The 24,378-nt window shown below is 71.7% G+C and carries 24 protein-coding genes and 1 pseudogene; 6 read left to right on the top strand and 19 right to left on the bottom strand.

Features of this window, described 5'->3' with window-relative positions; all coding sequences use genetic code 11:
- The first annotated feature begins 215 nt into the window (after positions 1-215).
- Together BS73_RS15815 and BS73_RS15810 are read left to right on the top strand one after the other, a co-directional pair.
- Complete coding sequence (locus BS73_RS15815) at positions 216-1,235, top strand: SIS domain-containing protein (RefSeq protein WP_051941444.1); 1,020 nt, start codon at positions 216-218, stop codon at positions 1,233-1,235.
- Positions 1,236-1,698: 463 nt separating this feature from the next.
- The gene (locus tag BS73_RS15810; protein ID WP_037572989.1) at positions 1,699-3,156 is read left to right on the top strand and encodes a sensor histidine kinase; all 1,458 of its coding nucleotides are present in this window, start codon (positions 1,699-1,701) and stop codon (positions 3,154-3,156) included.
- Positions 3,157-3,619: 463 nt separating this feature from the next.
- Here BS73_RS15810 and BS73_RS15805 read toward each other — a convergent pair whose 3' ends face one another.
- The gene (locus BS73_RS15805) at positions 3,620-3,871 is read right to left on the bottom strand and encodes a WhiB family transcriptional regulator (protein WP_014138019.1); all 252 of its coding nucleotides are present in this window, start codon (positions 3,869-3,871) and stop codon (positions 3,620-3,622) included.
- Between the two features lie 358 nt (positions 3,872-4,229).
- Positions 4,230-5,174, bottom strand: a complete 945-nt coding sequence (locus tag BS73_RS15800; RefSeq protein ID WP_037572984.1) for a diacylglycerol/lipid kinase family protein — start codon at positions 5,172-5,174, stop codon at positions 4,230-4,232.
- Between the two features lie 72 nt (positions 5,175-5,246).
- Here BS73_RS15800 and BS73_RS15795 point away from each other — a divergent pair, with 72 nt between their 5' ends.
- The gene (locus BS73_RS15795; RefSeq protein WP_051939980.1) at positions 5,247-5,729 is read left to right on the top strand and encodes a hypothetical protein; all 483 of its coding nucleotides are present in this window, start codon (positions 5,247-5,249) and stop codon (positions 5,727-5,729) included.
- Between the two features lie 32 nt (positions 5,730-5,761).
- Here the strand turns inward: BS73_RS15795 and BS73_RS15790 are convergent, their stop codons facing one another.
- From BS73_RS15790 to BS73_RS15775, 4 genes are all read right to left on the bottom strand, one after another.
- Positions 5,762-6,694 carry an RNA polymerase sigma factor SigF gene (locus BS73_RS15790; RefSeq protein ID WP_235215677.1) on the bottom strand — a complete coding sequence of 311 codons (933 nt, stop codon included), beginning with the start codon at positions 6,692-6,694 and terminating at the stop codon, positions 5,762-5,764.
- Positions 6,695-6,856: 162 nt separating this feature from the next.
- Complete coding sequence (locus tag BS73_RS15785; protein ID WP_051941443.1) at positions 6,857-7,300, bottom strand: ATP-binding protein; 444 nt, start codon at positions 7,298-7,300, stop codon at positions 6,857-6,859.
- A 143-nt stretch (positions 7,301-7,443) separates the two neighbouring features.
- Positions 7,444-7,935, bottom strand: coding sequence for a GNAT family N-acetyltransferase (locus tag BS73_RS15780; RefSeq protein WP_037572970.1), 492 nt, complete (start codon positions 7,933-7,935; stop codon positions 7,444-7,446).
- 116 nt (positions 7,936-8,051) lie between these two features.
- On the bottom strand, positions 8,052-8,528 hold the full coding sequence (locus BS73_RS15775) for a nitroreductase/quinone reductase family protein (RefSeq protein WP_084704096.1): 477 nt from the start codon (positions 8,526-8,528) through the stop codon (positions 8,052-8,054).
- A gap of 123 nt (positions 8,529-8,651) precedes the next feature.
- On the opposite strand from BS73_RS15775, the gene BS73_RS15770 reads away from it, so the two are divergent.
- A complete protein-coding gene (locus BS73_RS15770; RefSeq protein ID WP_037572968.1) occupies positions 8,652-9,377 on the top strand; it encodes a TetR/AcrR family transcriptional regulator in 726 nt (241 codons plus the stop codon).
- 19 nt (positions 9,378-9,396) lie between these two features.
- Here the strand turns inward: BS73_RS15770 and BS73_RS39580 are convergent, their stop codons facing one another.
- The 4 genes and pseudogenes from BS73_RS39580 to sodN form a co-directional block, all read right to left on the bottom strand.
- A complete protein-coding gene (locus BS73_RS39580) occupies positions 9,397-9,819 on the bottom strand; it encodes a hypothetical protein (RefSeq protein ID WP_037572966.1) in 423 nt (140 codons plus the stop codon).
- Between the two features lie 73 nt (positions 9,820-9,892).
- Positions 9,893-10,093, bottom strand: a pseudogene (locus BS73_RS40960) (DUF1707 SHOCT-like domain-containing protein); the annotation flags it as partial.
- A 77-nt stretch (positions 10,094-10,170) separates the two neighbouring features.
- Positions 10,171-10,707, bottom strand: coding sequence for a GNAT family N-acetyltransferase (locus BS73_RS15760; protein WP_037572963.1), 537 nt, complete (start codon positions 10,705-10,707; stop codon positions 10,171-10,173).
- Between the two features lie 128 nt (positions 10,708-10,835).
- Positions 10,836-11,231 (bottom strand): superoxide dismutase, Ni, encoded by a 396-nt coding sequence (sodN, locus tag BS73_RS15755; protein WP_037572960.1) that lies wholly within the window; start codon positions 11,229-11,231, stop codon positions 10,836-10,838.
- A gap of 212 nt (positions 11,232-11,443) precedes the next feature.
- Here sodN and sodX point away from each other — a divergent pair, with 212 nt between their 5' ends.
- A complete protein-coding gene (sodX, locus tag BS73_RS15750) occupies positions 11,444-11,938 on the top strand; it encodes a nickel-type superoxide dismutase maturation protease (RefSeq protein ID WP_051939979.1) in 495 nt (164 codons plus the stop codon).
- Positions 11,939-12,150: 212 nt separating this feature from the next.
- On the opposite strand, the gene BS73_RS15745 is transcribed toward sodX, so the two are convergent.
- Genes BS73_RS15745 through BS73_RS15730 form a run of 4 tightly spaced genes read right to left on the bottom strand, consistent with a single transcriptional unit; the run spans position 12,151 to position 15,547 of the window.
- A complete protein-coding gene (locus BS73_RS15745; protein WP_051939978.1) occupies positions 12,151-12,693 on the bottom strand; it encodes a CGNR zinc finger domain-containing protein in 543 nt (180 codons plus the stop codon).
- A gap of 57 nt (positions 12,694-12,750) precedes the next feature.
- On the bottom strand, positions 12,751-13,512 hold the full coding sequence (locus BS73_RS15740; RefSeq protein WP_037572957.1) for an amino acid ABC transporter ATP-binding protein: 762 nt from the start codon (positions 13,510-13,512) through the stop codon (positions 12,751-12,753).
- Positions 13,509-14,489: an amino acid ABC transporter permease gene (locus BS73_RS15735; protein WP_051939977.1), complete on the bottom strand. Its 981-nt coding sequence runs from the start codon at positions 14,487-14,489 to the stop codon at positions 13,509-13,511. The genes BS73_RS15740 and BS73_RS15735 overlap by 4 nt, the downstream gene beginning before the upstream one ends.
- On the bottom strand, positions 14,489-15,547 hold the full coding sequence (locus BS73_RS15730; RefSeq protein ID WP_235215424.1) for an ABC transporter substrate-binding protein: 1,059 nt from the start codon (positions 15,545-15,547) through the stop codon (positions 14,489-14,491). The genes BS73_RS15735 and BS73_RS15730 overlap by 1 nt, the downstream gene beginning before the upstream one ends.
- A 286-nt stretch (positions 15,548-15,833) precedes the next feature.
- Between BS73_RS15730 and BS73_RS15725 the strand changes: the two genes are divergently transcribed.
- Entirely contained in the window at positions 15,834-17,030 is a 1,197-nt protein-coding gene (locus BS73_RS15725; RefSeq protein ID WP_037572956.1) for an NAD(P)-dependent malic enzyme, read from the top strand.
- Positions 17,031-17,121: 91 nt separating this feature from the next.
- On the opposite strand, the gene BS73_RS15720 is transcribed toward BS73_RS15725, so the two are convergent.
- The 5 genes from BS73_RS15720 to BS73_RS15700 form a co-directional block, all read right to left on the bottom strand.
- Entirely contained in the window at positions 17,122-18,084 is a 963-nt protein-coding gene (locus BS73_RS15720; RefSeq protein ID WP_037572955.1) for a zinc-binding dehydrogenase, read from the bottom strand.
- 95 nt (positions 18,085-18,179) lie between these two features.
- Positions 18,180-19,079, bottom strand: a complete 900-nt coding sequence (locus BS73_RS15715; protein WP_037572954.1) for a PadR family transcriptional regulator — start codon at positions 19,077-19,079, stop codon at positions 18,180-18,182.
- A complete protein-coding gene (locus BS73_RS15710; protein WP_051939976.1) occupies positions 19,076-19,957 on the bottom strand; it encodes a DUF4097 family beta strand repeat-containing protein in 882 nt (293 codons plus the stop codon). Before BS73_RS15710 ends, BS73_RS15715 begins: the two co-directional genes overlap by 4 nt.
- A gap of 106 nt (positions 19,958-20,063) precedes the next feature.
- Positions 20,064-20,243, bottom strand: coding sequence for a DUF6104 family protein (locus BS73_RS15705; RefSeq protein WP_037572953.1), 180 nt, complete (start codon positions 20,241-20,243; stop codon positions 20,064-20,066).
- Between the two features lie 77 nt (positions 20,244-20,320).
- Positions 20,321-24,163: a multifunctional oxoglutarate decarboxylase/oxoglutarate dehydrogenase thiamine pyrophosphate-binding subunit/dihydrolipoyllysine-residue succinyltransferase subunit gene (locus BS73_RS15700; RefSeq protein ID WP_037572952.1), complete on the bottom strand. Its 3,843-nt coding sequence runs from the start codon at positions 24,161-24,163 to the stop codon at positions 20,321-20,323.
- Positions 24,164-24,378 lie beyond the last annotated feature (215 nt).

Genomic DNA, 24,378 nt, shown 5'->3' with positions numbered 1-24,378 from the left:
TCCACGGCGGCCTGCGGCGGTCCACGGGGGGCGGCCGGGCCGGCCCGGCCGGTGCCGCCAGGTGGAGGAGTGACGATGTGCCCCCGGCGGGACGGGCCCTTAGGATCGGAGCTGAAACGCGGCCCGTGTGCGGACTGGCCGCCAGCCCTGACCAGCACGACTCAGTTCGGGAGGCTCCCGTGTCCGCAACCTCCGGCCAGACGCCCGGCCGCATCATGGCCGCCGAGATGGCCGAGCAGCCGGCCGTACTCCGCCGCATCCTCCAGGAGGGCGCGCCGGAGATCCGGCGGATCGCCCAGGAGATCGCGGCGCGAAAGCCCCGGTTCGTCCAGCTCACCGCCCGCGGCACCAGCGACAACGCCGCGCTCTACGCCAAGTACCTGCTGGAGATCCAGCTCGGCCTGCCGGCCGGCCTCGCCTCGATGTCCACGGTCACCGCCTACGGCGCCAGGCAGGACCTCACCGACTGCCTGGTGGTGACGGTCAGTCAGTCCGGCGGTTCGCCCGACCTGGTGGCCTCCACCAAGGCCGCGCGGGAGGCCGGCGCGATCACCCTCGCCGTCACCAACAACGCGGCCTCGCCGCTGGCCGAGGTCTCCGAGTTCCACATCGACGTGCTGGCCGGGCCGGAGAAGGCGCTGCCCGCGACCAAGACCTACACCGCCGAGCTCCTGGCGCTCTACCTCTTCGTCGAGGGCCTGCGGGGCGGCGACGCGGCGGCCGCCGAGAAGCTGCCGGAGCTGGCCGAGGGCGTGCTGGCGCGCGGCGCCGAGGTGAAGGAGCTGGCCCAGCGCTACCGCTTCGCGGAGCGGCTGGTCCTGACCTCCCGCGGGTACGGCTACCCGACGGCCAAGGAGGCCGCCCTCAAGCTGATGGAGACCAGCTACATCCCCGCCCTCTCCTTCTCCGGGGCCGACCTGCTGCACGGGCCGCTGGCGATGGTGGACAACGTCTCGCCGGTGATCGCGATCGTCACCGAGGGCCGCGGCGGCGAGGCGCTGCAGCCGGTGCTGGACCGGCTGCGCGGGCGGGGCGCGGACCTGGTGGTCATCGGCTCGGAGGCGCAGGTCGCGCAGGCCTCGGCGGGCTTCGCCCTGCCGGGCGGGCTGGCGGAGGAGGTCCAGCCGATCCTGGAGATCCTGCCGCTCCAGATGCTGGCCTACGAGGTCACCATCGCCCGCGGCCAGGACCCGGACGCGCCGCGGGCGCTGGCGAAGGTGACGGAGACGCACTGACGGACTCCGGCCTGCTGGTCGATGGCGTCTGCGGCGCCGTAGCGGGTCGGCCGCGCAGTTCCCCGCGCCCCTGTATTCGCGCCTTCGGCGCCGAACGCAGGGGCGCGGGGAACTGCGCGAAGCGGGAACTACGGGCCCGCAAAAACAACGGGCTGCAGCGCCAAGGAGGGACCCTCAGCCCTCCGCGGCACCGCAGCCCGGTCTCGTCGGCGCCCACAGTCGCGCCGGCCGTGCGCGGCGGGTGTGCGGGCCCGCCTGATCGCGCGCGGCGGCGCTTCGCGCCGACGGTGTCGAGCGGTCCGGTCGCGGTCAGGGCAGATACGCGGCCGACCCGCTCGAGTTGTGCAGAGCTCATTGTGGACTAGACCAATTGGCGTTGTCCAGCCCTTGACGCGGTCTTCTCCGGGCCCCGCCCGACCGCGCCCCGCGCGCAGCCCCCGCGCCGCCCGGTTACGCTCCCCCCATGCCGTCCCTGAGCGAACTCGTACGCCACCACACCGACCTGACCGGCGAAGAGGTCGAGTGGCTGCACATGCTGGTCTCCGAGTGGCAGCTGCTCGCCGACCTCTCCTTCGCCGACCTCGTGCTGTGGGTCCCCACCCGGGACGGCGCCCACTACGTCTCCGTCGCGCAGATGCGCCCCAACACCGGCCCCACCTCGTACCAGGACGACATGGTCGGCCACCTGGTGCCGCGCGGCCGGCGGCCGATGCTGGACACCGCGCTGGACGAGGCCCGGATCGTCCGGGAGGGCGACCCGGAGTGGCGGGAGGAGGTGCCGGTCCGCATCGAGTCCATCCCGATCCTCTTCCGGGAGCGGGTGCTCGGCGTGATCGCCCGCAACACCAACCTCCTCTCCGTCCGCACCCCCTCGCGGCTGGAGCTGACCTACCTCCAGTCCGCCTCCGACCTGGCGCAGATGATCGCGGCCGGCTCCTTCCCGTTCCCGGGGGAGCAGGCCGACATGGACGTCTCGCCGCGGGTCGGCGACGGCCTGATCCGGATGGACGCGGACGGGGTGGTCACCTACGCCAGCCCCAACGCGGTCTCCGCCTACCACCGGATCGGCCTCTCCGCCGACCTGGTCGGCAACCACCTGGGCAAGCTCACCTCCGAGCTGGCGCCCGCCCGCGGCCCCGTCCACGAGGCGCTGGTGAAGCTGGCCAGCGGCTGGGCCCCGCGGCAGACCGAGGTGGAGACCAAGGACGGGGTGGTCCAGCTGCGGGCCATCCCGCTGAAGCCCAAGGGCACCCATATCGGCTCCCTGGTGCTGCTCCGGGACGTCACCGAACTGCGCCGCCGCGAGCGCGAGTTGATGACCAAGGACGCCACCATCCGGGAGATCCACCACCGGGTGAAGAACAATCTGCAGACGGTGGCCGCCCTGCTGCGGCTGCAGTCCCGCCGGCTGGAGTCGGACCCGGCCCGGGCGGCGCTGGACGAGGCCGTCCGCCGGGTCGGCTCGATCGCCATCGTCCACGAGACGCTGTCGCAGAACCTGGACGAGCGGGTCGCCTTCGACGAGATCGCCGACCGGGTGCTCGGCATGGTGATGGAGCTCTCCCAGGACGGCCGGGTGCGGGCGCGCCGCAGCGGAAGCTTCGGCATCCTCTCGGCGGCGGTCGCCACCCCGCTGGCGATGATCCTCACCGAGCTGCTGCAGAACGCCCTGGAGCACGGCTACGGGACCAAGGACTCCGGCACCGTCGAGGTCTCCGCCGAGCGCGGCGGCAAGCGGCTGCTGATCACCATCCAGGACGACGGCCGCGGTCTGCCCGAGGGCTTCGACCCGCAGCGGACCGGAAACCTGGGGCTGCAGATCGTCCGCACGCTGGTGACCGGGGAGCTCCTCGGCCGCTTCGACATGACCCCGGCGCCCGGGGGCGGCACCAAGGTGGTCCTGGACGTGCCGCTGGACTGAGGGCGCCGGTGCCCGCGAGCCCTCGTGGTGCGGGCTGGTGGGCGCGGCCTGCGGCCCGCGGCCTGCGGGCCCGGAGAACGAAAGCGAGGCCCTGCCGACCGGGGGGGAGGGTCGGCAGGGCCTCTCAAACCTGCTCCGGCCGTCGGGGGGAGTCGGCCGGAGCAGGGGCTCTCGGTGCGGGTCAGTCCCGCTGGTGCCCCGTGGGGCGCCCCTACGTACCCGACGGTATCAAACCATCGGCACCAGGGGGCCGCGCGGGTCGCCCCTCCGGGGACGCGCCCCGGATTCAGGATCCGGCGCGGTGCCCGGCGGGCTTCGAAAGGCGGGGCCTGAACAGCGGGCCTCGCCTCGATCATCTGTTGATCTGTTGATCTGTCGTTCGCCGGATCCGATCTGACCCGGATCCGAATCCGACCGCTGCTGCGGCGAGTTGACGCCGCGTCAGCGTGTTCGGCTAGTCGGGTCAGGCGGTGCGGGCGCGGTTGCGGGCAGCGCGGCGCTTCATCGCACGACGCTCGTCCTCGCTCATGCCACCCCACACACCGGCGTCCTGACCGGTCTCCAGGGCCCACTGCAGACACTGCTCCATGACCGGGCAGCGACGGCACACGGCCTTCGCTTCTTCGATCTGCAGCAGGGCGGGACCAGTGTTGCCGATCGGGAAGAACAGCTCAGGGTCTTCTTCGCGGCAGACAGCGCGGTGGCGCCAGTCCATGGTGGTCCAACTCCTCCTGCCGGCGGGTCTCTCCCGCACGACACTCTGAATGGTGGCTTGTGAATGTGAACGCTTTCACGAATCCGGACGCGGAGACGGGCCATGGCCCCGGGTGGGGGCTGGGCACGTGCTGCGATGCGGTGGATTCGGACGATTCGGGTGGCCTGCCGATCGATCGCTGTGATCGATCGTGTCGCCGTCCCGATCGCCATGTAGAGGTTCGCAAACCTCGGCCTCGGATACAACCCCCTACAGGAAGGAAATTTTGAATCCTTGGTGTCGCTTAGGTCACACCCTGTACTTCGATGGAGTGATGCCCGGTTGGACGTTCGAGTCCAAGGCCGAAAGGCCCTGGCGGTCACACAATCACACGCAGTGCCTGTCGCACGCCTGTGAAACTGACCTTCTTCCGCTCTCCAAGGTGGTCGCCGTCCACCTGGAACGGTGTGGATTCCTGCGATTGCAAGGTGAAGGACGGCAGATCGTGGTAGGCCACCACGTACTTACCGCGCGGTCCGGGCGCCTCGCCGTCGAGCAGTTGGGGGAGAGTACGGAGCGTGCGCAGCACTGACAGCCGGGTCAACCCGAAGACGTCCAGGTCGGTCTCGAAGGAGGCCTCCGGCGAGGCGTAGACCGGGCGGTTGCCGAGGAAGGTCCAGGGCGAGGTGTTGCTCACTATGGCCAGGGAGAGGCCCGGGACCGGGTCCTCGCCCGGGAACTCCAGGGTGATCGGCCCTTCCTTGCGGCGCCGCCCCTCGCCGAAGAAGTGCCGCACCGCCTGGTCGACGTAGAGGCCGTGGGTGGAGCGGCGGCCGTTCTTGCGGTGCTGCTCGACCCGGCCGACCACGGCGGCGTCGAAGCCGAAGCCGGCGGTGAAGGTGAACCAGCGGTCCGGCAGCCCCTCGGAGGAGGCCAGGCCGAGCCCGATCGCGCGCTCCCGGCCGGAGTTGAGGGCGTCCAGCAGGATGCCGGTCGACTCCACCGGGTCGTTGGGCAGGCCCAGCGCGCGGGCGAAGACATTGGTCGAGCCGCCGGGGACGACGGCCAGCCGCGGCAGGTTCGGGCGCGGACCGTCCGCGAGCAGTCCGTTGACCACCTCGTTGACGGTGCCGTCGCCGCCGAGCGAGACCACCAGGTCGACCCGGTCCGCGACGGCGTCCCGCGCCAGGTCGCGGGCGTGGCCGCGATAGGCGGTGGTCGCCACCTCCAGCTTCAGGTCGCTCGCGAGGGCATGCGCGAGTACGTCCCTGGTCCGCCCGCTCGTGGTGGTCGCCTTCGGGTTGACGACCAGGAGTGCACGCATGCCCTTCAGATTACCTACCGGTTGGTACCGGGGGGCGACGGGTGCGGGGGTCGGGGAGCGTAGTCTGCTGGGGTGACCGCCAACGCAGCCTCCCCCTCTACCGGTTCCCCGGGCACCGCGGGCTCCGCGGGTACCGCGGGTTCGAACGCCTCCCCCACGCGCGACGCCGGCGGCCGGCCGTGGACGCTGGTCGCCGGGGCGTCGCTGGCCTTCCTGCAGGGCGCGGCGCTGGCCGGATGGGGGGTCTACCAGATAGTCGAAGGACTGGTGAGCCGCACCCACACCGGGGTCGGGCTGACCGAGTTCGGCGGGGTCATCGTGCTGCTGATGGGACTGCTGCCGCTGCTGGCGGGCCGGGCGCTGCTGCGGCTGCGGCGGTGGGGGCGGAGTCCGGCGGTGCTGATCGACACCCTGTGCCTGGCCGTCACCTACTTCGGGTGGCAGACCGGGGGCGCGATGAAGGCGATCGGCGTCCTGGTGGGGCTGGTCGGCGTGGCCGGCATCGTGCTGCTCCTCCACCCCCGCTCGACGCGCGCGCTGTGGCCTGAGGCGTAGCGCCGCCGGGATTCGCCGGGCGAATCCCGGGGCTACTCCTCGACCAGCAGCTTCTCGCGGAGCTGGGCCAGCGTCCGGGCGAGCAGGCGGGAGACGTGCATCTGGGAGATGCCGACCTCCTGGGCGATCTGGGACTGGGTCATGTTCCGGAAGAAGCGGAGGACCAGGATCTTCTGCTCCCGGGGCGGGAGTTGGGCGAGCAGCGGCTTGAGGGACTCGCGGTACTCGACCCCCTCCAGCGCGTCGTCCTCGGCGCCCAGCGTGTCGGCGACCGCGGGGGACTCGTCGTCCGTGTCCGGGACGTCGAGGGAGAGGGTGGAGTACGCGTTGGCGGACTCCAGGCCCTCCAGCACCTCCTCCTCCGAGATGCCGAGCCGCTCGGCCAGCTCGTGGACGGTGGGTGAGCGGCCGTGCTGCTGGGAGAGCTCGCCGGTGGCGCTGGTCAGGGCGAGGCGCAGCTCCTGGAGGCGGCGGGGGACGCGGACCGCCCACCCCTTGTCCCGGAAGTGGCGCTTGATCTCGCCGACGATGGTCGGCGTGGCGTAGGTCGAGAACTCCACCCCGCGCTCGGGGTCGAAGCGGTCGACCGACTTGATCAGGCCGATGGTGGCGACCTGCGTCAGGTCGTCCAGCGGCTCGCCGCGGTTGCGGAACCGCCGGGCCAGGTGCTCGACCAGCGGGATGTGCATCCGCACCAGCTGATTGCGCAGTTCCACCCGCTCCGGGGAGCCCTCCGGCAGACCGCTGAGGCGCACGAAGAGCGCCCGGGCCGCGGCGCGGTCCGGGGCGCCGTGGCCGCCGCGGCCGACGGCCGAGGCCGCGGCCACGACCTCGGCGGCCTCGGCGACCTCCGCGGGGGTCGCGGCCTCCGCGGGGGCGGCCTCCGTGGTGGGCGCGGCCTCCGCCGGCTCGCGCTGCTCGGGGCGTTCGGGGCCTACGGGGTGCTCCCGCTGCTCGCCCGACATGCTCTCCTCCGCCTTCTCGTCCACCGAAGGGGACGACTGGTTGGGCAGCGTGCGAGGGCCGTCCCAGCGCCGTTCAGGCGTGGGCGGGCCCGGCCGGTCCAAGGCTGTCACCAGTGCGTCCTTACGTCTGCGTCTCTACCGTGCCGCACCCAGCGGGCGGGGTCACGGCTGGCCGGGGCCCGCACCGCGCTTCTTGTGCAGGCTGATGCTGACGGTCCGATCGTCCGAGACCGAGGACTCGACCTCGCCGGCCAGCGCGGTGAGCACCGTCCAGGCGAAGGTGTCGCGCTCGGGCGCCCGGCCGTCCGTGGTCGGCGCCGAGACGGTCACCCGAAGGGCGTCGCCGACCAGGCGGAAGACACAGGACAGCACCGAGCCGGGGACCGCCTGCTGGAGCAGGATGGCGCAGGCCTCGTCCACGGCGATGCGAAGGTCCTCGATCTCGTCGAGGGTGAAGTCGAGACGGGCCGCCAAGCCGGCCGTCGCGGTGCGGAGTACGGAGAGGTATGCCCCCGCCGCGGGCAACCGGACCTCGACGAAGTCTTGAGTGTCTACAGCCTTCGTGTCGGGGGTCTGCGTATCGGGCTCGCCGACGTTCTGGGACACCCTCACCTCCGAGGTGTTGTGCGCGCATGCTCTGCTCATGCCGTGTGCCGTGCTGCTGTTCTGCGCGACGCTACCGCGATCCGAAGCCGACCGGACAGCGGGTCGGCGCATTCGCATGGACGGTCGTCACTTATGGTAATCCGTCAGGTACGCAGCGTGGCAAGCCTGTTGAGGGCGTCATCGGTCAGCCGGAAGACCGTCCACTCGTCCATCGGGACCGCGCCGAGCGACTTGTAGAAGCCGATGGACGGTTCGTTCCAGTCCAGGACCGACCACTCGAGGCGACCGTAGCCCCGCTCGTGGCAGATCCGGGCCAGTTCGACGAGGAGCGCCTTGCCGTGGCCGCCGCCGCGGAATTCCGGGCGGACGAAGAGGTCCTCCAGGTAGACCCCGTGCACCCCGCGCCAGGTGGAGAAGTTGAGGAACCAGAGGGCGAAGCCGACCGTGGCGCCCGCCGACGGCCCCTCGTCCGCCTCGGCGATCAGTGCGAAGGCCGCCGGATGCTCGCCGAAGAGGGCGTCGTGCAGCTGTTCCTCGGTGGCCTGAGCCTCGCTCAGCGCGCGCTCGTACTCGGCGAGTTCGCGAACCATGGCGTGGATCTCCGGGACGTCGCCCGGGGTGGCGGTGCGGATCATGGTGGCAGCCTAAGGCCTCCGGCTGACAGCGCGGGGGCCACCGCCCCGGACTCGCGCCGACTGCGGGGCGGGTCGGGGGCGGTGGCCGGGGCGGCGGCCTGGTGCCGGGCGGCGGGTCAGCTCGCCGCGGGGGTGATGCGGAAGACCGGGTAGCCGGGGGCCTGGGCGGCGTAGTCCTCGTCCGGGGCGGTGGGGGAGAGCTCGGGGAAGAACTGCTTGTCGAGGAAGGTCCACTTGGTGAGGTAGGCGCGCAGGACGTCCGTCTTCAGCTTGTCGTCGTCGGCCAGTTCGGTGGCGGTGAAGGCCTCCGTCCTGCGGCCGAGCCGGAGCTCGCCGCCGCCGGTCACCCGCATGTTGCGGACCCACTGGGTGTGGCCGCGGGGGGCGACCAGGTAGCGGGCGCCCTCGTACTCCAGAGGGAAGACCGGAGTGGTGCGCCACTCGCCGGACTTGCGGCCGCGGACGGCCAGGATGTGGGTGCCCATGGTGCCGATGCCGGCCTTGGCCAGGGCGGTCAGGGTGCCTCGGAAGAAGCGGTCGCTCAGCTGCTGCATGGTGCCGGTCGGCTTGAGCAGGCGGGGCTGGTCGGACATCTCGGCCTCCGAGGGCGGTGATCCTTTTCGAGAGCGGTGCTCTCGTTTTCTTGACTCGACTATGACGCGTCCCCTGCTCCGCGTCAAGAGCAGTGCTCTCGTTTTCATGGCAGACTGGTACGCATGGCACCGGCGATCGAAGGGGCGAGGGCCCGTGCCCGCGCCCAGCTCACCCAGGAGATCAAGACGGAGGCGCGCCGCCAGCTCGCCGCCGACGGCCCGCAGCGCCTCTCGCTGAGAGCCGTGGCCAGAGAGCTGGGGATGGCGTCCTCCGCGCTGTACCGCTATTTCGCCAGTCGGGACGAGCTCCTCACGGCGCTGATCATGGATGCCTACGACGCACTGGGCGAGGCGGCGGAGCGGGCGGTCGCCCACGCCCGGCGCGAGCGCGCGGCGGAGGGCGTACGGGGGTGCTGGCGGGCGCTGGCCCGGGCGGTGCGCGCCTGGTCGAAGGCCCATCCCCACGAGTACGCCCTCCTCTACGGGACGCCGGTGCCGGGCTACGCCGCGCCCAAGGAGACCGTGCAGCCGGCCGCCCGGGTGCCCGTACTGATGCTCGGGCTGCTGGAGGAGCACGCCGGGGAGCTGCGGCCGGCGGGGGATCCGCCGGCCGTCCGCGGTGAGTTCGCGGAGCAGCTGAGGCGGCTGGGAGCGGAGCTGGCGCCGAACCTGTCGGGGACGGTGCTGGCCCGGGCGATCGGGGTGTGGATCCAGCTCATCGGGATGATCGGCTTCGAGCTCTTCGGCCATCTCGTCGGCAGCGCCGACCCCGCCGACGGGTTCTTCGCCTGGACGGTGGAGGACACGGCGGACCGGCTGGGCCTCCCCGGCCGTCCCGCCCCCGCCTGAGCGGCTCCGTGACGGGGCGTCAGTAGCGCCGTGCGCGGCGCTGGGAGCGCAGTTCCCGGCGGAGTTCGCGCCGGGACTCCCGGAGCCCCTCGCGGACCATCCTGCGGGCCGCACGGCGCTCCTCACGGGCCATCAGGGCGGCCTCGTAGTCGCGGGAGAGCCGGCGGCTGCTGCGGATGTGGATGCCGCCGATGACCGAGAACGAGACCACCCGCAGCACCGGCGCGTTCGGCCCGAGCCCGCGCTCGTCCACCGCGACCGACCGGCCACCGAGGATCCCGAAGCCCAGGGCCTCCACCCGGACCCCCGGTGGGACGGCGATGCTGGTGCCGCCGACCAGCGAGTACTGGTGGAGGGTGACCACCGGGGCGGACAGCTCGGCCTGGGTGAGGTCCCAGTCGACCCCGCCGAGCAGGCTGATGTGGAGATTGCGCTCGGGCACCCGCCAGCCGCCGCGGCGGTGCCTCCCCGGCCTTCCCGGCCTCCTCCGCGGCAGGAGCCGACGGCAGATCCTCCAGAAGGGGGTCCAGCTCCTCGCGGGTGCGCGCGGAGAGGGCGAGATCGAGGCGCTCGCTGAACTCCTCCAGATCGAGGCGGCCCTCGCCGACGGCGGCGTTCAGCCGGTCCACCACGGCCTCGCGCTCGGCGTCCGAGGCCCGGAGGCCCGGCCTGCGCTCGCTGTCCCTGTCCCTGTCCCTGTCCTGCCGGTCGCTCATCGCGGCTCCCCCCACTGCGCACAGGCGTTGACGGTGCATCAGCATAGAGCCGGCGGACCCCGGCGCGGCACCCGCGCTCAGACCAGCTCGGTGGCCAGCAGCGAGGCCACCCAGGCGTCCACCCGGCCGCCGCGGTGGACCAGCCGCTTGCGCAGCCCCGCCTCCAGCCGGAAGCCGGTCTTCTCGATCACCCGCAGCGCCTCGAAGTGGCCGACCTCGCCGCGCCACTCCAGCAGGTCGAGGCCGAGCACGGTGAACGCCCAGCCGCAGACCGCGCGCACCGCCTCGGTGGCCACGCCCTGGCCGCGGGCGTCCGGGGCGGTCCAGAAGCCCAGGTCCCCCTGGCCCGGCGTGACCAGGCCGATCCCGACCCGGCCCAGGCGCCGACCGGAGGCGGCGTCCTCGACCAGGAACTCCACGCGGGTGCGCCGGTGCCAGCCGGCGATCGCGAGCTCCTCGACGAAGTACCTGGCCTCCTGCGGGCCGTAGGGGATCGGAACGTGGATGTAGTGCTGGATCGCGGGGTCGAGTGACACCTGGTACACCCAACCGATGTCCGCGCCGCTGAACGGGCGGAGTCTGATCCTCCCCGCGTCGATGATCCCCTGTTCCATGCGCTGAGCTTTACCGCGATCGTGTCCATGAAGCAACTGCGGAGGAATCCGGGCGGGGGAACGACGAGGCCGCACCCGGCCCGTGGGGGGCGGATGCGGCCTCGGAGGTTGACGCGGTGTCGGCCGGTTCAGCCGCGCTTGGTCTCCCAGAAGATCTTGTCGATCTCGGCGATCAGGTCCAGCGCCTTCTGGCCGGTCGCCGGGTCGGTGGAGCCCTTGGCGGCGCTCAGGGCCTTGAGGGTGTCGTTCACCAGCTGGTGGAGCTGGGGGTACTTCTCGAAGTGCGGGGCCTTGAAGTAGTCGCTCCAGAGGACGGAGACGTGGTGCTTGGCCAGCTCCGCGCGCTCCTCCTTGATGACCGTGGCCCGCGCACGGAAGTGCGGGTCCTCGTTCGCCTGGTACTTCTCCTGGACCGCCTTCACAGACTCCGCCTCGATGCGGGCCTGGGCCGGGTCGTAGACACCGCAGGGCAGGTCGCAGTGAGCGTGGACGGTGACCCGCGGCGCGAACAGTCGAGAGAACATGGGAGTCCTTCCTGTGATCGTCTTCCCGGGGTGACACTACTCTCGATCGGCTTCTTTCTCGCGTCTGCCCCCGGGTCCTAGGACAAAAGCGGTATGGGCGGTGGACTTCCGGGCCGGCTCCGAGAAGATGGAAGACGGAGCGGGTGCGTTCCGCTTAGGTCTTGTCAGGGCGTGAGAGCACTGAGCGTGGCGGGTGTGTAGGGATGGTTGGGATGGCAGCGAAGCGGCAGGCCGGCGACCGGGGCGGCGAACCCGGGTTCCTCCTGGAGGAGCCGCCGGAGGGCGGCGGGCGGGCGCCGGGGCTGCTGGGGGTGGTCGACGTCGACGGGCCGTCGATGGCTCCCACGCTCGCCCACGGTGACCGGCTGGTCTGCTGGTACGGGGCGCGGGTGCGGGAGGGCTCGGTGGTGGTCGCACGGCATCCGCTGCGGCAGGACCTGCTGCTGGTGAAGCGGGCGGTGGAGCGGCGGATCGGGGGCTGGTGGCTGCTCTCGGACAACTCGCTGGTGGAGGGCGACAGCCGGGACTTCGGCGTGGTGCCGGAGGAGCTGGTGCTGGGGCGGGTGCTGTGCCGGCTGCGGCCCAAGACGGCGTGGCTGGCGCCTCCGGCGTTCGTCGAGCGGGCGCGGTGGCGGAGGTCGCTGGAGCGGATCCCGGGCGTGGCGCGGCGGCTGGGGTTGTTCCGGCGGGTGCTGCCGGAGAACTGAGCGGTTCCTTTTTCCCACCCGCCGTTCGCGCCGGAGGCGCGGGCTGCGGCGGGCTGCGGCGGGCGGGGTACGGAGTCCGGGTTGCCACCCGGGGGCCTTTGCCGGGTGCGGCGCCGTTGGTGGCTGGTCGCGCAGTTCCCCGCGCCCCTTCACTTGCGCCTTCGGCGCTGCGTTCGGGGCGCTGCGTGCGGGGCGCTGCGTGCGGGGCGCCGCTACCCGCGGCGGCGGGCTCGGTGGGCGGCGACGTTGTGGCGGGTCGCGCAGCGGTCGCTGCAGTAGCGGCGGGAGCGGTTGGTGGAGGTGTCCAGGTAGGCGTTGCGGCAGGGGGCGGCCGCGCAGACGCCGAGGCGTTCCGCGCCGTGCCGGGTGAGGTGGGCGGCGAGGCCCGCGGACGCCGTGCCCGCGCAGATCGCCGTCGCGGTCGGGGTGTTGCTCTCCGCGAGGTGGAGATGCCAGCCCTCGCCGGAGTGGGCGGTGATCTCCGCGCTCACCGGGTACTGCGCGAGGAGCTCGTTGAGGAGGGCGACGGCCCGTGGCTGGTCGCCCTCCGCGGCCGAGGTGAAGACCGCCCGCAGACGGGTGCGGACCGCCCGCAGCCGGGGCAGGTCCGACTCGTCGGCGAGCCGCTCCCCGCGGCTGCCCGCGGGGAAGAGCGCGCGGATCGCCTCCACCGTGGTGAGCGCGTCCGTGCCGCGCTCCGGCTGCTCGGTGTTGACCAGCCGGACGGCGAGATCGGCGTACGAGGTGAGGTCCACTCGCGGGTCCTGGATCCTGGGGTAACGACTGCCTATCGGGACAGGGTATTACGGCGATCACAACACCTTGGAGAGGAACGACCGGGTGCGCTCGTGGCGCGGAGCGGACAGCACCTCCCGCGGGCGGCCGGATTCGATGATCACCCCCTGGTCCAGGAAGACCAGCGAGTCGCCGACCTCCCGGGCGAAGCCCATCTCGTGGGTGACGACGATCATCGTCATCCCCTCCTCGGCGAGCCCCCGCATGACGTCCAGCACCTCCCCCACCAGCTCCGGGTCGAGCGCCGAGGTGGGCTCGTCGAAGAGCATCAGCTTGGGGTCCATGGCGAGGGCGCGGGCGATCGCCACCCGCTGCTGCTGGCCGCCGGAGAGCTGCGCGGGGTAGGCGTCGGCCTTGGCGGCCAGGCCGACCCGGTCGAGGAGCCGCCGCGCGGTCTCCCTGGCCTCGGCCCTGCCGCGGCCGAGCACCCGGATCGGCGCCTCCACCACGTTCTCCATCGCCGTCATGTGCGGGAAGAGGTTGAACCGCTGGAAGACCATCCCGATGTCCCGGCGCTTCCTGGCCACCTCGCGGTCCCTCAACTCGTGCAGCCGGCCGCCGTGTTCGCGGTAGCCGACCAGCTCGCCGCCCACCCACAGCCGGCCGGCGTTGATCTTCTCCAGGTGGTTGATGCAGCGCAGGAACGTGGACTTCCCGGAGCCGGACGGGCCGATGAGGCAGCACACCTCGCGCTCCGACACCTCCAGATCGACCCCGCGCAGGACCTCCAGCAGGCCGAAGCGCTTGTGCACGGACTCGGCACGGACCATCACGTTCATCTGGCTGCTCCCGGTGGTGCTGCCTGGGCCGCCGCGGCCGTGGGCACCGGCTGGCGGCGGAGCGAGAAGAGGGTGCGCCTGACGCGCTGCCAGGGGGTCGGCGGCAGCTCGCGGTTGGCGCCCCGGGCGTAGTGCCGCTCCACGTAGTACTGGGCGATGGTCAGCAGCGAGGTGAGGAACAGGTACCAGCAGCAGGCGACCATCAGCATCGGGATGTTCTGGAAGGTCCGGGCGTAGATGTCCTCGGTGGCCCGGGTCAGTTCCTCCAGCGCGATCACGCTCACCAGCGAGGTGGTCTTCAGCATCGAGATGATCTCGTTGCCGGTGGGCGGGATGATCATGCGCATGGCCTGCGGCAGCACGATCCTGCGCAGGGTCTGACCGCGGGTCATGCCGAGCGAGGAGGCCGCCTCGTTCTGCCCCTCGTCGACCGAGAGGATCCCGGCCCGGACGATCTCCGCCATGTACGCGGCCTCGTTGAGGCCCAGTCCCAGCAGCGCCGCCGTGAACGTCGGCACCAGGGTGTTGTACGAGGTGGAGGCGAAGCCCGGGCCGAACGGGACGCCGATCGAGACCACCGGCACCAGCGCCCCGAGGAAGTTCCAGACCAGCAGCTGGACCAGGACCGGCGTCCCGCGGAAGACCCAGAGGTACAGCCAGGAGACGCCGGAGAGCACCGGGTTGGGCGACAGCCGCATGACGGCCAGCAGGATCCCGCCGGCCACGCCGATCAGCATCGACAGGATCGTCAACTCCAGGGTGACGACCACGCCGTGGGTGATGGCGGGGTTGAAGACGTACTGGCGCACCACCGAGAGCTGGAGGGCCTTGTTGGTGGCGACCAGGTGGCCGAACATCGCGGCCAGCACGGCGAGCACCGCGACCGCCACCCAGCGGCCCGGGTGGCGGACCGGGACGGCCCGGATCTCCTCGGGGGGCTGCTGCTGGGTGGTGGCCGGGGTGTCGTCCGGCGCCATCACTGCGCCGCGGGATTGACGGCCGAGGTGGCGATCGCCCCGGAGTCGACGTGCCACTTGGCGAGGATCTTCTTGTAGGTGCCGTCCGCCATCAGGTCCTTGATCGCGCCCTGCACGGCCTGGGGGAGCCGGCCGCCCTTGGGGATGACGACGCCGTAGGGCTGGCTGGCGTACACGCCGCCAAGGGCCTGCACCTGTCCGTGGGACTGGGTGACCGCGTATGCGACGACCGGGGAGTCCGCGTACATCACGTCATCTCGACCGCTGGCGAGGGAGGTCGTGGCGTCGGTTTGCTGGTCGAATTTGTCTCCGCCGTTCGGGATCGGCTTCTTGCCGGCCTTGGTGCAGGCCGGGTTGATGTGGCCGGAGATGTCGTCGGCCTCGGTGGTGCCGGTCTGGACGGAGGTCTTGAAGCCGCAGACGTTCGTCGGGTAGCCGCTCGCCGGGATCTTCGAGGGGTTGCCGGCCTTCACCGCGAACTGCATTCCGGCGGTGAAGTAGCTGACCATGTCGACCTGCTTCTCGCGGGCCGCGGTGATGGTGAAGGAGGAGAGCGAGATGTCGTACTTCCTGGCCAGGACGCCGCCGATGATGCCGTCGAAGGTGGCGTTCTGGAACTGCGCCTTGAGGCCGAGCTTCTGGGCGATGGCGGTGCCCAGGTCGACGTCCATCCCGACGATGTTCCCGCCGGAGTCCTTGAACTCGTTGGGCGCGTAGGAGGCGTCGGTGGCGATCCGGATGGCGCCGGCGCTCTTCAGCGCCGACGGGACCATCGAGGTCAGCGCCGTGTCCGGGGACTCAGAGGGGATGGCGGAGGCGGCCGTTGAGGAACCGCCGCCGCCGGAGGAGCTGCTGGAGCCGCCGCCCCCGGAGCCGGTCGCGTTCGAGCTGCAGGCGGAGACGGTGAGCAGCGCGCCGGCGGCGACGAGGGCGCCGAGGGCGGAGAGGGGAGTGCGGGGGCTGAGAGGTGCGAGCCTTGCGGACGAGCGTCGGGCCATGGTGAGCTCCCTGAGGTGGATGCCGACCTTGCTGACCTTGCTGTCGTGCGGGCTGAGCACGGATACTGTGCCACCCCCCGCCTCCCGCGCGGGCCTTTCGATGTGTCAAACTTGCGTAACGGGTGACCCCCGTCGTTGATGTACGGCACCGGAACGGCAGCCGAAGCGCGCCGTAGCCCCCGCCGCTCGACACCCCAAGTACCCCCTGGCGGTCGCGTGACCGACGTGACATACGCGTTAAGGGATGGAAAGCCCTAGGTGCGAGGGCTTTGTCCCGGCTAGGGTCAGCACCGGCACCGACCGGAGAGCACCGCAAACCCTCACCCCGAACGACGAAGAGGTCATCGTGGCAGCGGAGATCATCGAACCCCGCACGGCTGGGTCCGCCGAACCCATCGATCCGGCTTTCGGCCTGCATCGCGGCGGAAAGCTGGAGATCAGCGCGACCGTGCCGGTCAACAATGCTGACGACCTGTCCCTCGCGTACACCCCCGGGGTGGCGCGGGTCTGCTCCGGCATCGCGGAGCAGCCGGAACTGGTGCACGAGTACACCTGGAAGTCGAACGTGGTCGCCGTGGTCACGGACGGCACGGCCGTCCTCGGCCTCGGCGACATCGGCCCCGAGGCCTCACTGCCCGTGATGGAGGGCAAGGCCATCCTGTTCAAGCAGTTCGGCGGGGTGGACGCGGTTCCGCTGGCCCTGGACTGCACGGGCGTGGACGAGATCGTGGAGACCGTCGCCCGCCTCGCGCCCTCCTTCGGCGGCGTCAACCTCGAGGACATCGCAGCGCCGCGGTGCTTCGAGATCGAGCGCAGGCTCAAGGAGCGGCTGGACATCCCGGTCTTCCACGACGACCAGCACGGCACCGCCGTGGTCACCCTCGCCGCGCTGCGCAACGCCGCGAAGCTGAGCGGGCGTGAGCTGGGCGAGTTGCGGGCGGTCATCTCCGGTGCGGGCGCGGCCGGCATCGCGATCGCCAAGATCCTCCTCAGCGCGGGCATCGGCGACGTCGCGCTGTGCGACCGCAAGGGCGTCGTCGAGCCGGGCCGGACCGACCTCACCGCGGTGAAGTCGGAGATCGCCGGGATCACCAACAAGGCGGCGCTGACCGGCACCTTGGCCGACGCGCTGGCCGGGGCGGACGTCTTCATCGGCGTCTCCGGCGGCAACGTGCCGGAGGAGATCGTGGCCACCATGGCCGAGGGCTGCTTCATCTTCGCGATGGCCAACCCGACGCCGGAGGTGCTGCCGGAGGTCGCGGCGAAGTACGCCGCGGTGGTGGCGACCGGGCGGTCGGACTTCCCGAACCAGATCAACAACGTGCTGGCGTTCCCGGGGATCTTCGCGGGGGCGCTGCGGGTCCGGGCCTCGCAGATCACCGAGGGGATGAAGGTGGCGGCGGCGGAGGCGCTGGCGTCCGTGGTCGACGGCGAACTCTCCGCCGACAAGGTCATCCCGTCGCCGTTCGACCCGCGGGTCGCCCCCGCGGTTGCGGACGCGGTCGCGGCGGCAGCGCGCGCGGACGGCGTGGCGCGGGCGTGATGACGTGACCCCGCGCCCCTGATGGGCCCGCAGGGCGGACTCAGGGGCGCGGGGAACCCCGCGGCGCCGTCGCAGCGCGGCGCCACGGGGGTTACGGCTTCAGGATCAGCTTGCCGAAGAGGTCGCCCTTGGACATCTTGGCGAAGGCGTCCTTCGCCTCGGCCAGCGGGTAGGTGGAGTCGATCACCGGGCGGACGCCCGCCGTCGCGCAGAGGTTGAGGAGACCGGTCAGCTCCTCCTTGGAGCCCATCGTCGAGCCGACGACCTTCAGCTCCAGGAAGAAGATCCGGGTCAGCTCGGCCGCCTTCGGGCGGTCGCCGCTGGTGGCGCCGGAGATGACCAGGGTCCCGCCGGGCCGCAGCGACTTGATGGAGTGCGACCAGGTCGCCGCGCCCACCGTCTCCAGCACCGCGTCCACCCGCTCCGGCAGGCGCGCACCGGACTCGTACGCGCCGTCGGCGCCCAGCTCCAGCGCGCGGGCGCGCTTGGCCTCGTCCCGGCTGGTGACCCAGACCCGCAGGCCCGCCGCCTTGCCGAGGACGATCGCGGCCGTCGCCACGCCGCCGCCCGCGCCCTGCACCAGCACGGTGTCGCCGGGCTTGGTGCCGGAGTTGGTGAAGAGCATCCGGTAGGCGGTGAGCCAGGAGGTGGGGAGGCAGGCGGCCTCCTCGAAGCTCAGCTCGGCCGGCTTGGGGATGAGGTTCCAGGTCGGGACGGAGACCTGGGTGGCGAAGGTGCCCTGGTAGCGCTCGGTGAGGATGGAGCGCGGCTCCTTGGGGCCGACCCCGTGGCCGCTCTGGCCGACGACGGAGTGGAGGACCACCTCGTTGCCGTCCTCGTCCACGCCGGCGGCGTCGCAGCCGAGGATCATCGGCAGCCGCTCGGCGGGCAGGCCCACCCCGCGCAGCGACCACAGGTCGTGGTGGTTGAGCGAGGCGGCCTTGACGGTGACCGTGCTCCAGCCGGGGCGGGCCTCGGGCTCTGGGCGTTCGCCCAACTCCAGCCCGCTGAGAGGGTCTTCGGGGTCAATGCGTGCGGCGTAGGCAGCGAACATGCTGCGACCCTAGTCCCGGCCCCCGCCCCGGCGGAACGAGGCAGCGATCACACGCGCGTCGCGGCGGCGCGCCGAGAGTGCGCCGCCGTCCCCGGTCAGCCGCCGCGGAGGGTGCGGCGGAGCCGGGCCGCGGCGGCGGACAGCTCCTCGGCGGCGGCACCGAGCTGGGAGCGGGTGACGCCGTGGTCCCGGGCGGTGTCCCGGATCTCGTCCCGGAAGCGGTCCAGCAGGCGCTCCAGCTCGCGGGCGGGGTCCGCGGCGGGATCGGTGCGGGCCCAGGCCGGCCGGTCCTCCGGGGGCTTCGGCGCCTGCGCGGTCCCGGCGGTCCCGGCGGTGCCGGCGCTCCCGGCGGTCCCGCCCGGTCCGCTCGCCCCGCCCAGATTGCCGAGGCCGGAGAGGGTGCGGGTGAGTTCGGAGATGCCCTCGGTGAGGCCGGTCGGCCAGTCGCCGGAGGACCAGGCGCGCCGCACCTCGTCCTTGAGCGAGCGGGCCTGCTCGCGGGCCCGCCGGGCCTCCTCCTTGGCGGCCTTGGCCTGCTCCTTGGCCTGGCGCCAGTCGCTCCACTGGCTCCAGTCGTCCCCTCGCGTCCGCTCCTGGCGGCCGCCGGTGCGGGCCGCCTGCGCGGCGGCGCGGATCTCCTCGCGGAGGTCGCTCGCGGAGTCCCGCACGTCCTCGCGGATCTGGTCCGCGAGCTGGGTGACGGAGTCCGCGATCTCCTCCTCCAGCGCGGCCAACTCGTCGGCGCGGGAGGCGAGTTCGGAGCGGCCGGCGTCGGTGATCCGGTAGACCTTGCGACCGCCCTCGCTGGTCTTGGTCACCAGGCCCTCCTGCTCCAGCTTGGCCAGCCGGGGGTAGACGGTGCCGGCCGAGGGCGCGTACAGGCCGTGGAAGCGCTCCTCCAGGAGCCGGATGATCTCGTAGCCGTGGCGGGGCGCCTCGTCCAGCAGCTTCAGCAGGTAGAGGCGGAGGCGGCCGTGGGCGAAGACGGGGCTCATGCGGAGGTGCCTTCCTCGGGGATGCCGTCCTGCGGCGCGTCGTCCTCCGGCTCCGGCGGGCGGCGGAGCAGGGCGATGCCGCCGGAGACCGTGGTCACCCGGAGCCTGCCGCGGCCGCTGCCGAGCCGGCCGCTGATCCGCTTGTAGCCCCAGCCGCCGGAGACCTTGAGCTCGTCGAAGGCGTTGGAGACCTCGCCGCTGGTGGAGCCGATCTGCACGGTGGCGTCGGCGGGATGCGGGATGCGGACGGCGACCTCGCCGGAGACCGTGTTGACCTCGACGTCGGTCTCGCCGCGGTGGTCGAGGTCGACGGTGACCGAGCCGCTGACGGTGTTGCCCCGGACGTGGCCGTCGCCGGCCTCGGCCACCACCACGTCCCCGGAGACGGTGTGCACCTTGAGGTTGCCGGCGATCCGCTGGGCGTGGACGGTGCCGGAGACGCTGTTCACCTCGATCGGCCCCGAACAGCGGACGACCGTCGTCTCGCCGGAGGCGCCGTGCGCGCCGACGCGCCCGCGGATGCCGGAGATGACGACGTCGGCCACGGCGGCGCCGAGCTCGACGGCGGTCTCCGGGGGCACCGCGAGGGAGACCACGGCACGGCGCTTCCAGGAGCGGCCGGCCCAGTTCTCCAGGGCGGAGGCGAGGGAGCGCCAGTTGAACCCGGGCCAGCCGAGGTCGTCGTAGCCGACGGTCAGCTCGTCGTTCTCCAGGGTGACCTGGAGGGGTGGGCCGTCGAGCTCGGAGACCTCCAGTCGGGGTGGGCCCTCCGTGCTGGCGACGACGTTGACGGCGCCGGCGACGGTGCGGACGCGGAGTCTGCGGACGTCGCCGTCCAGGGTGAGTTTGGTGGGCGCGTCGACGGTCCACGCGGACATGCTGGCCTCCCGACATATCGTGTTCTCGGTTCTCACGATATATCGCGTCGCCGGGAAGTCAAGGGAGTCGGGAGGTCAGGGGAGTCGGGAGGTCAGCGGAGCGAGGTCAGTCCTCGTCCTCGTCGTCCAGCCGGGCCAGCCAGGTGGCCAGCCGCTCCACCGGGATCTCGAACTCGGGGTTGAGGTCGACGAACTCCTGGAGGCGGTCGGAGAGCCAGGCGAAGTCGAACTGCTCGTCGCCGCGCCGCGACTGGAGCTCCTCGATGCCACGGTCGGTGAAGTACACGGGTGCTACTCCTGTGGGGGAACGGGGCGGGCCCGGCACCGCGAGGGTGCCGGGCCCGGGTGTCACCGGGAAGCCTCTCAGATCGAGAAGACCTCTTCGACGAGCGCCTTCTGCTGCTCCTGGTGGCGCTTGGCCGAGCCCACCGCCGGAGCGGAGGAGGACGGCCGGGCCACCCGGCGGAGCCGCGAGCCGTTGGCGTTGCGGCCGACGACCACGTCCAGGTGGTCGATCAGGTTGAGCGCGATGAACGGCCAGGCGCCCTGGTTGGCCGGCTCCTCCTGCGCCCAGACGTACTGGACGTTCTCGCCGTACCTGGCCAGCTCCTCCTGGAGCTCGGCGATCGGCAGCGGGTAGAACCGCTCGACGCGGACGATCGCGGTGTCGGTGACGCCGCGGTCCTCCCGCGCCGCCGCCAGGTCGTAGTAGAACTTGCCTGCGGTGATCACGACCTTGCGGACGTTCGCCGGGTCGACGGTGGTGTCGCCGATCACCGGGCGGAAGCCGCCGCTGGTGAAGTTCTCCAGCTGGTCGTTGTTGGCCTTCAGCCGGAGCATCGACTTCGGGGTGAAGACGATCAGCGGCTTGTGGTGCGGGTTGTGCACCTGCCACCGCAGCAGGTGGAAGTAGTTCGACGGCAGCGTCGGCATGGCGACCGTCATGTTCTGGTCCGCGCACATCTGGAGGAAGCGCTCGATCCGGGCCGAGGAGTGGTCCGGGCCCTGGCCCTCGTAGCCGTGCGGCAGGAGGAGGGTGACGCCGGAGGTCTGGCCCCACTTCATCTCCGCGGCCGAGATCAGCTCATCGATCGCGGACTGGGCGCCGTTGGCGAAGTCGCCGAACTGCGCCTCCCACATCACCAGCGAGTCCGGGCGGGCCAGCGAGTAGCCGTACTCGAAGCCCATCGCCGCGTACTCGGAGAGGAGGGAGTCGTAGACCGTGAAGCGGGCCTGGTCCTCGGAGAGGTAGAGCAGCGGGGTGTAGTCCTGGCCGGTCTTGCGGTCCACCAGCACCGCGTGCCGCTGGCCGAAGGTGCCGCGGCGGCTGTCCTGGCCGGCCAGCCGCACCGGGTGGCCCTCCATCAGCAGCGAGCCGACGGCCAGGGCCTCGCCCATCGCCCAGTCGATGGTGCCGTCCTCGATCATCGCCGCCCGGCGCTGCAGCTGCGGCAGCAGGCGCGGGTGGACGGTCAGCCAGTCCGGCAGGTTGACCTGCGACTCGGCGATCCGCTTGGCGACCTCGGCGGAGATGCCGGTCTGCACCGAGACCGGGAAGTTCGCCTGCGGGCGCTCGGTGGCGGCCGGCAGCGGGGCGGCGGTCGCCTCCCGGACCTCGGCGAAGACCTTCTCCAGCTGGTCCTGGTAGTCCTTCAGGGCCTGCTCGGCCTCTTCCAGGGTGATGTCGCCGCGACCGATCAGGCCCTCGGTGTACAGCTTGCGCACCGAGCGCTTGGCGTCGATCAGGTCGTACATCTGCGGGTTGGTGAAGGAGGGGTTGTCGGCCTCGTTGTGACCGCGGCGGCGGTAGCAGATGAGGTCGATGACGACGTCCTTGTTGAACGCCTGGCGGAACTCGAAGGCCAGCCGGGCCACCCGGACCACGGCCTCCGGGTCGTCGCCGTTCACGTGGAAGATCGGAGCCTCGACCATCCGCGCCACGTCGGTGGCGTAGGTGGAGGAGCGGGCCGCGGTCGGTGGGGCGGTGAAGCCCACCTGGTTGTTGACCACCACGTGGACGGTGCCGCCGGTGCGGTAGCCGCGCAGCTGCGACATGTTGAGGGTCTCGGCCACCACGCCCTGGCCCGCGAAGGCCGCGTCGCCGTGGATCTGCAGCGGGAGGACGGTGAAGGCGGTGCCGGCCTTGTCGAGGATGTCCTCCTTGGCCCGGGCGATGCCCTCGACCACCGGGTCGACGGTCTCCAGGTGGGAGGGGTTCGCGGCCAGGGTGACCTTGATCTGGTCGCCGTTCTGGCCGGTGAAGCTGCCCTCCTGGCCCAGGTGGTACTTCACGTCGCCGGAGCCGTGCATCGACTTCGGGTCGAGGTTGCCCTCGAACTCGCGGAAGATCTGGGCGTAGGACTTGCCGACGATGTTGGCCAGCACGTTGAGGCGGCCCCGGTGGGCCATCCCCATCACGGCCTCGTCCAGCTTCTGGCTCGCGGCCGAGTCCAGCAGCGCGTCCAGCAGCGGGATCAGCGACTCGCCGCCCTCCAGCGAGAACCGCTTCTGGCCGACGTACTTGGTCTGCAGGAAGGTCTCGAAGGCCTCGGCGGCGTTCAGCCGGCGGAGGATCCGCAGCTGCTCCTCGCGCTCCGGCTTGTCGAAGCCGCGCTCCACCCGGGCCTGGATCCAGCGGCGCTGCTTGGGGTCCTGGATGTGCATGTACTCGATGCCGGTGGTCCGGCAGTACGAGTCGCGCAGCACGCCGAGGATGTCCCGGAGCTTCATGGTGGCGTGGCCGGCGAAGCCGCCGACCGCGAACTCCCGCTCCAGGTCCCACAGGGTGAGGCCGTGGGCGATGACGTCCAGGTCGGGGTGCTTCCGCTGCTTGTACTCCAGCGGGTCGGTGTCCGCCATCAGGTGGCCGCGCACCCGGTAGGAGTGGATGAGCTCCATCACCCGGGCGGTCTTGTTCACGTCGTTGTCGTGGGACGCGGCCACGTCGGTCGCCCAGCGCACCGGCTCGTAGGGGATGCGCAGCGACTCGAAGAGCTTGTCGTAGAACTCGTCCTCGCCCAGCAGCAGCTGGTGGATCGCGCGCAGGAACTCGCCGGAGGCGGCGCCCTGGATGATCCGGTGGTCGTAGGTCGAGGTCAGCGTCATCACCTTGGAGACGCCCAGGCGGTTCAGGGTCTCCTGCGAGGTGCCCTGGAACTCGGCCGGGTACTCCATGGCGCCGACGCCGAGGATGGTGCCCTGGTTGGGCATCAGCCGCGGGACGGAGTGGACGGTGCCGATGCCGCCGGGGTTGGTGAGGGAAGCGGTCACCCCGGAGAAGTCGTCCATCGTCAGCTTGTTCTGCCGGGCCCGGCGGACGATGTCCTCGTACGCCTGCCAGAAGCCGAAGAAGTCGAGCGTCTCCGCCTTCTTGATGGCGGCCACCACCAGCTGCCGGTCGCCGTTCGGCTTCACCAGGTCGATGGCCAGGCCCAGGTTGACGTGCTCCGGCTTCACCAGGGTCGGCTTGCCGTCCTTCACCTGGTAGCTGTGGTTCATCGTCGGCATCGCCTTCAGCGCCTGCACCATCGCGTAGCCGATGATGTGGGTGAAGGAGACCTTGCCGCCGCGAGCGCGCTTCAGGTGGTTGTTGATCACGATCCGGTTGTCGATCAGCAGCTTCGCCGGGACGGCGCGCACGCTGGTCGCGGTCGGCATCGTGAGGGAGGCGTCCATGTTGGCCGCCACCGCCTTGGCCGGGCCCCGGAGGGCCACGAGCTCCGGACCGGCGGGGGTCTCTGCTTCGGCAGTGGACGGCGTGGATGCCACGGTCTTGCTGTCCCTATTCGTCGAGTTCACGTGCTGTGCAACGGAGTTGGCGCTCGGAGTGGGCGGCACCGGCGCGGCCGGTGCCGGCGGGGCGGGGCCGGCGCGGGCACGGAGGCCGCGGCCGGTGCTGCCGCCGCCGGAGCGGGGCCGGGGTGGGGCCGCCGCGGGAGCCGCGGCGGGTGCGGCCGGGGCCGCCGGCGAGGCGTCCGTCGCGGGGGACTGCGCGGGGCTCGGGTCCGGGGTGGTCACCTCGGTCCCCGGCTTGTAGTCGGCGAAAAAGTCCCACCAGGCTCGGTCTACTGAATTCGGATCCTGGAGGTACTGCTGGTAGATCTCGTCGACCAGCCACTCGTTGGGGCCGAAACCGGACCCGGGCGACTGTTGGTCGTGCGGTGCTTGCGACGAGGTGCTCGAGGTATGGGGGGACTGTGGCGACACGGCGGCAACCGCCCTCTTCCGCTTCCTGAAGTTGGTGGACAGCGGAAAACAAGGCTACGCCCCTGACAGTGATCCTCGCAGGCCTGGACGGCCCAGCGTCGCCCATCTCACAGTGATCCCGGGAAGATTGGCGCGAAAACAGCGTTAGACGGGGCTCGCGTGGGGGCATGGTGTCGGATTGCCCGTTCCGGGCCGCCAACAGAATTGCCCGCAAA

Origin of the sequence: Phaeacidiphilus oryzae TH49 (genome assembly GCF_000744815.1) — a bacterium.
GTDB lineage: Bacteria > Actinomycetota > Actinomycetes > Streptomycetales > Streptomycetaceae > Phaeacidiphilus > Phaeacidiphilus oryzae.
The sequence above is the reverse complement of the archived record's forward strand: the minus strand, read 5'-3'. Positions and strand labels throughout refer to the sequence as shown.

What these genes read in the sequence shown, in the direction of transcription:
- BS73_RS15790 (WP_235215677.1), bottom strand. Translation starts at nt 6,694, where the DNA reads ATGTCGGGCGAGCAGCGGGAGCACCCCGTAGGCCCCGAACGCCCCGAG.
- BS73_RS15735 (WP_051939977.1), bottom strand. Translation starts at nt 14,489, where the DNA reads ATGGCGCCGGACGACACCCCGGCCACCACCCAGCAGCAGCCCCCCGAG.
- BS73_RS15715 (WP_037572954.1), bottom strand. Translation starts at nt 19,079, where the DNA reads ATGAGCCCCGTCTTCGCCCACGGCCGCCTCCGCCTCTACCTGCTGAAG.
- BS73_RS15815 (WP_051941444.1), top strand. Translation starts at nt 216, where the DNA reads ATGGCCGCCGAGATGGCCGAGCAGCCGGCCGTACTCCGCCGCATCCTC.
- BS73_RS15780 (WP_037572970.1), bottom strand. Translation starts at nt 7,935, where the DNA reads ATGATCCGCACCGCCACCCCGGGCGACGTCCCGGAGATCCACGCCATG.
- sodX (WP_051939979.1), top strand. Translation starts at nt 11,444, where the DNA reads ATGGCAGCGAAGCGGCAGGCCGGCGACCGGGGCGGCGAACCCGGGTTC.
- sodN (WP_037572960.1), bottom strand. Translation starts at nt 11,231, where the DNA reads ATGTTCTCTCGACTGTTCGCGCCGCGGGTCACCGTCCACGCTCACTGC.
- BS73_RS15775 (WP_084704096.1), bottom strand. Translation starts at nt 8,528, where the DNA reads ATGTCCGACCAGCCCCGCCTGCTCAAGCCGACCGGCACCATGCAGCAG.
- BS73_RS15720 (WP_037572955.1), bottom strand. Translation starts at nt 18,084, where the DNA reads ATGTTCGCTGCCTACGCCGCACGCATTGACCCCGAAGACCCTCTCAGC.
- BS73_RS15760 (WP_037572963.1), bottom strand. Translation starts at nt 10,707, where the DNA reads ATGGAACAGGGGATCATCGACGCGGGGAGGATCAGACTCCGCCCGTTC.
- BS73_RS15800 (WP_037572984.1), bottom strand. Translation starts at nt 5,174, where the DNA reads ATGCGTGCACTCCTGGTCGTCAACCCGAAGGCGACCACCACGAGCGGG.
- BS73_RS15805 (WP_014138019.1), bottom strand. Translation starts at nt 3,871, where the DNA reads ATGGACTGGCGCCACCGCGCTGTCTGCCGCGAAGAAGACCCTGAGCTG.
- BS73_RS15810 (WP_037572989.1), top strand. Translation starts at nt 1,699, where the DNA reads ATGCCGTCCCTGAGCGAACTCGTACGCCACCACACCGACCTGACCGGC.
- BS73_RS15740 (WP_037572957.1), bottom strand. Translation starts at nt 13,512, where the DNA reads ATGAACGTGATGGTCCGTGCCGAGTCCGTGCACAAGCGCTTCGGCCTG.
- BS73_RS15710 (WP_051939976.1), bottom strand. Translation starts at nt 19,957, where the DNA reads ATGTCCGCGTGGACCGTCGACGCGCCCACCAAACTCACCCTGGACGGC.
- BS73_RS15770 (WP_037572968.1), top strand. Translation starts at nt 8,652, where the DNA reads ATGGCACCGGCGATCGAAGGGGCGAGGGCCCGTGCCCGCGCCCAGCTC.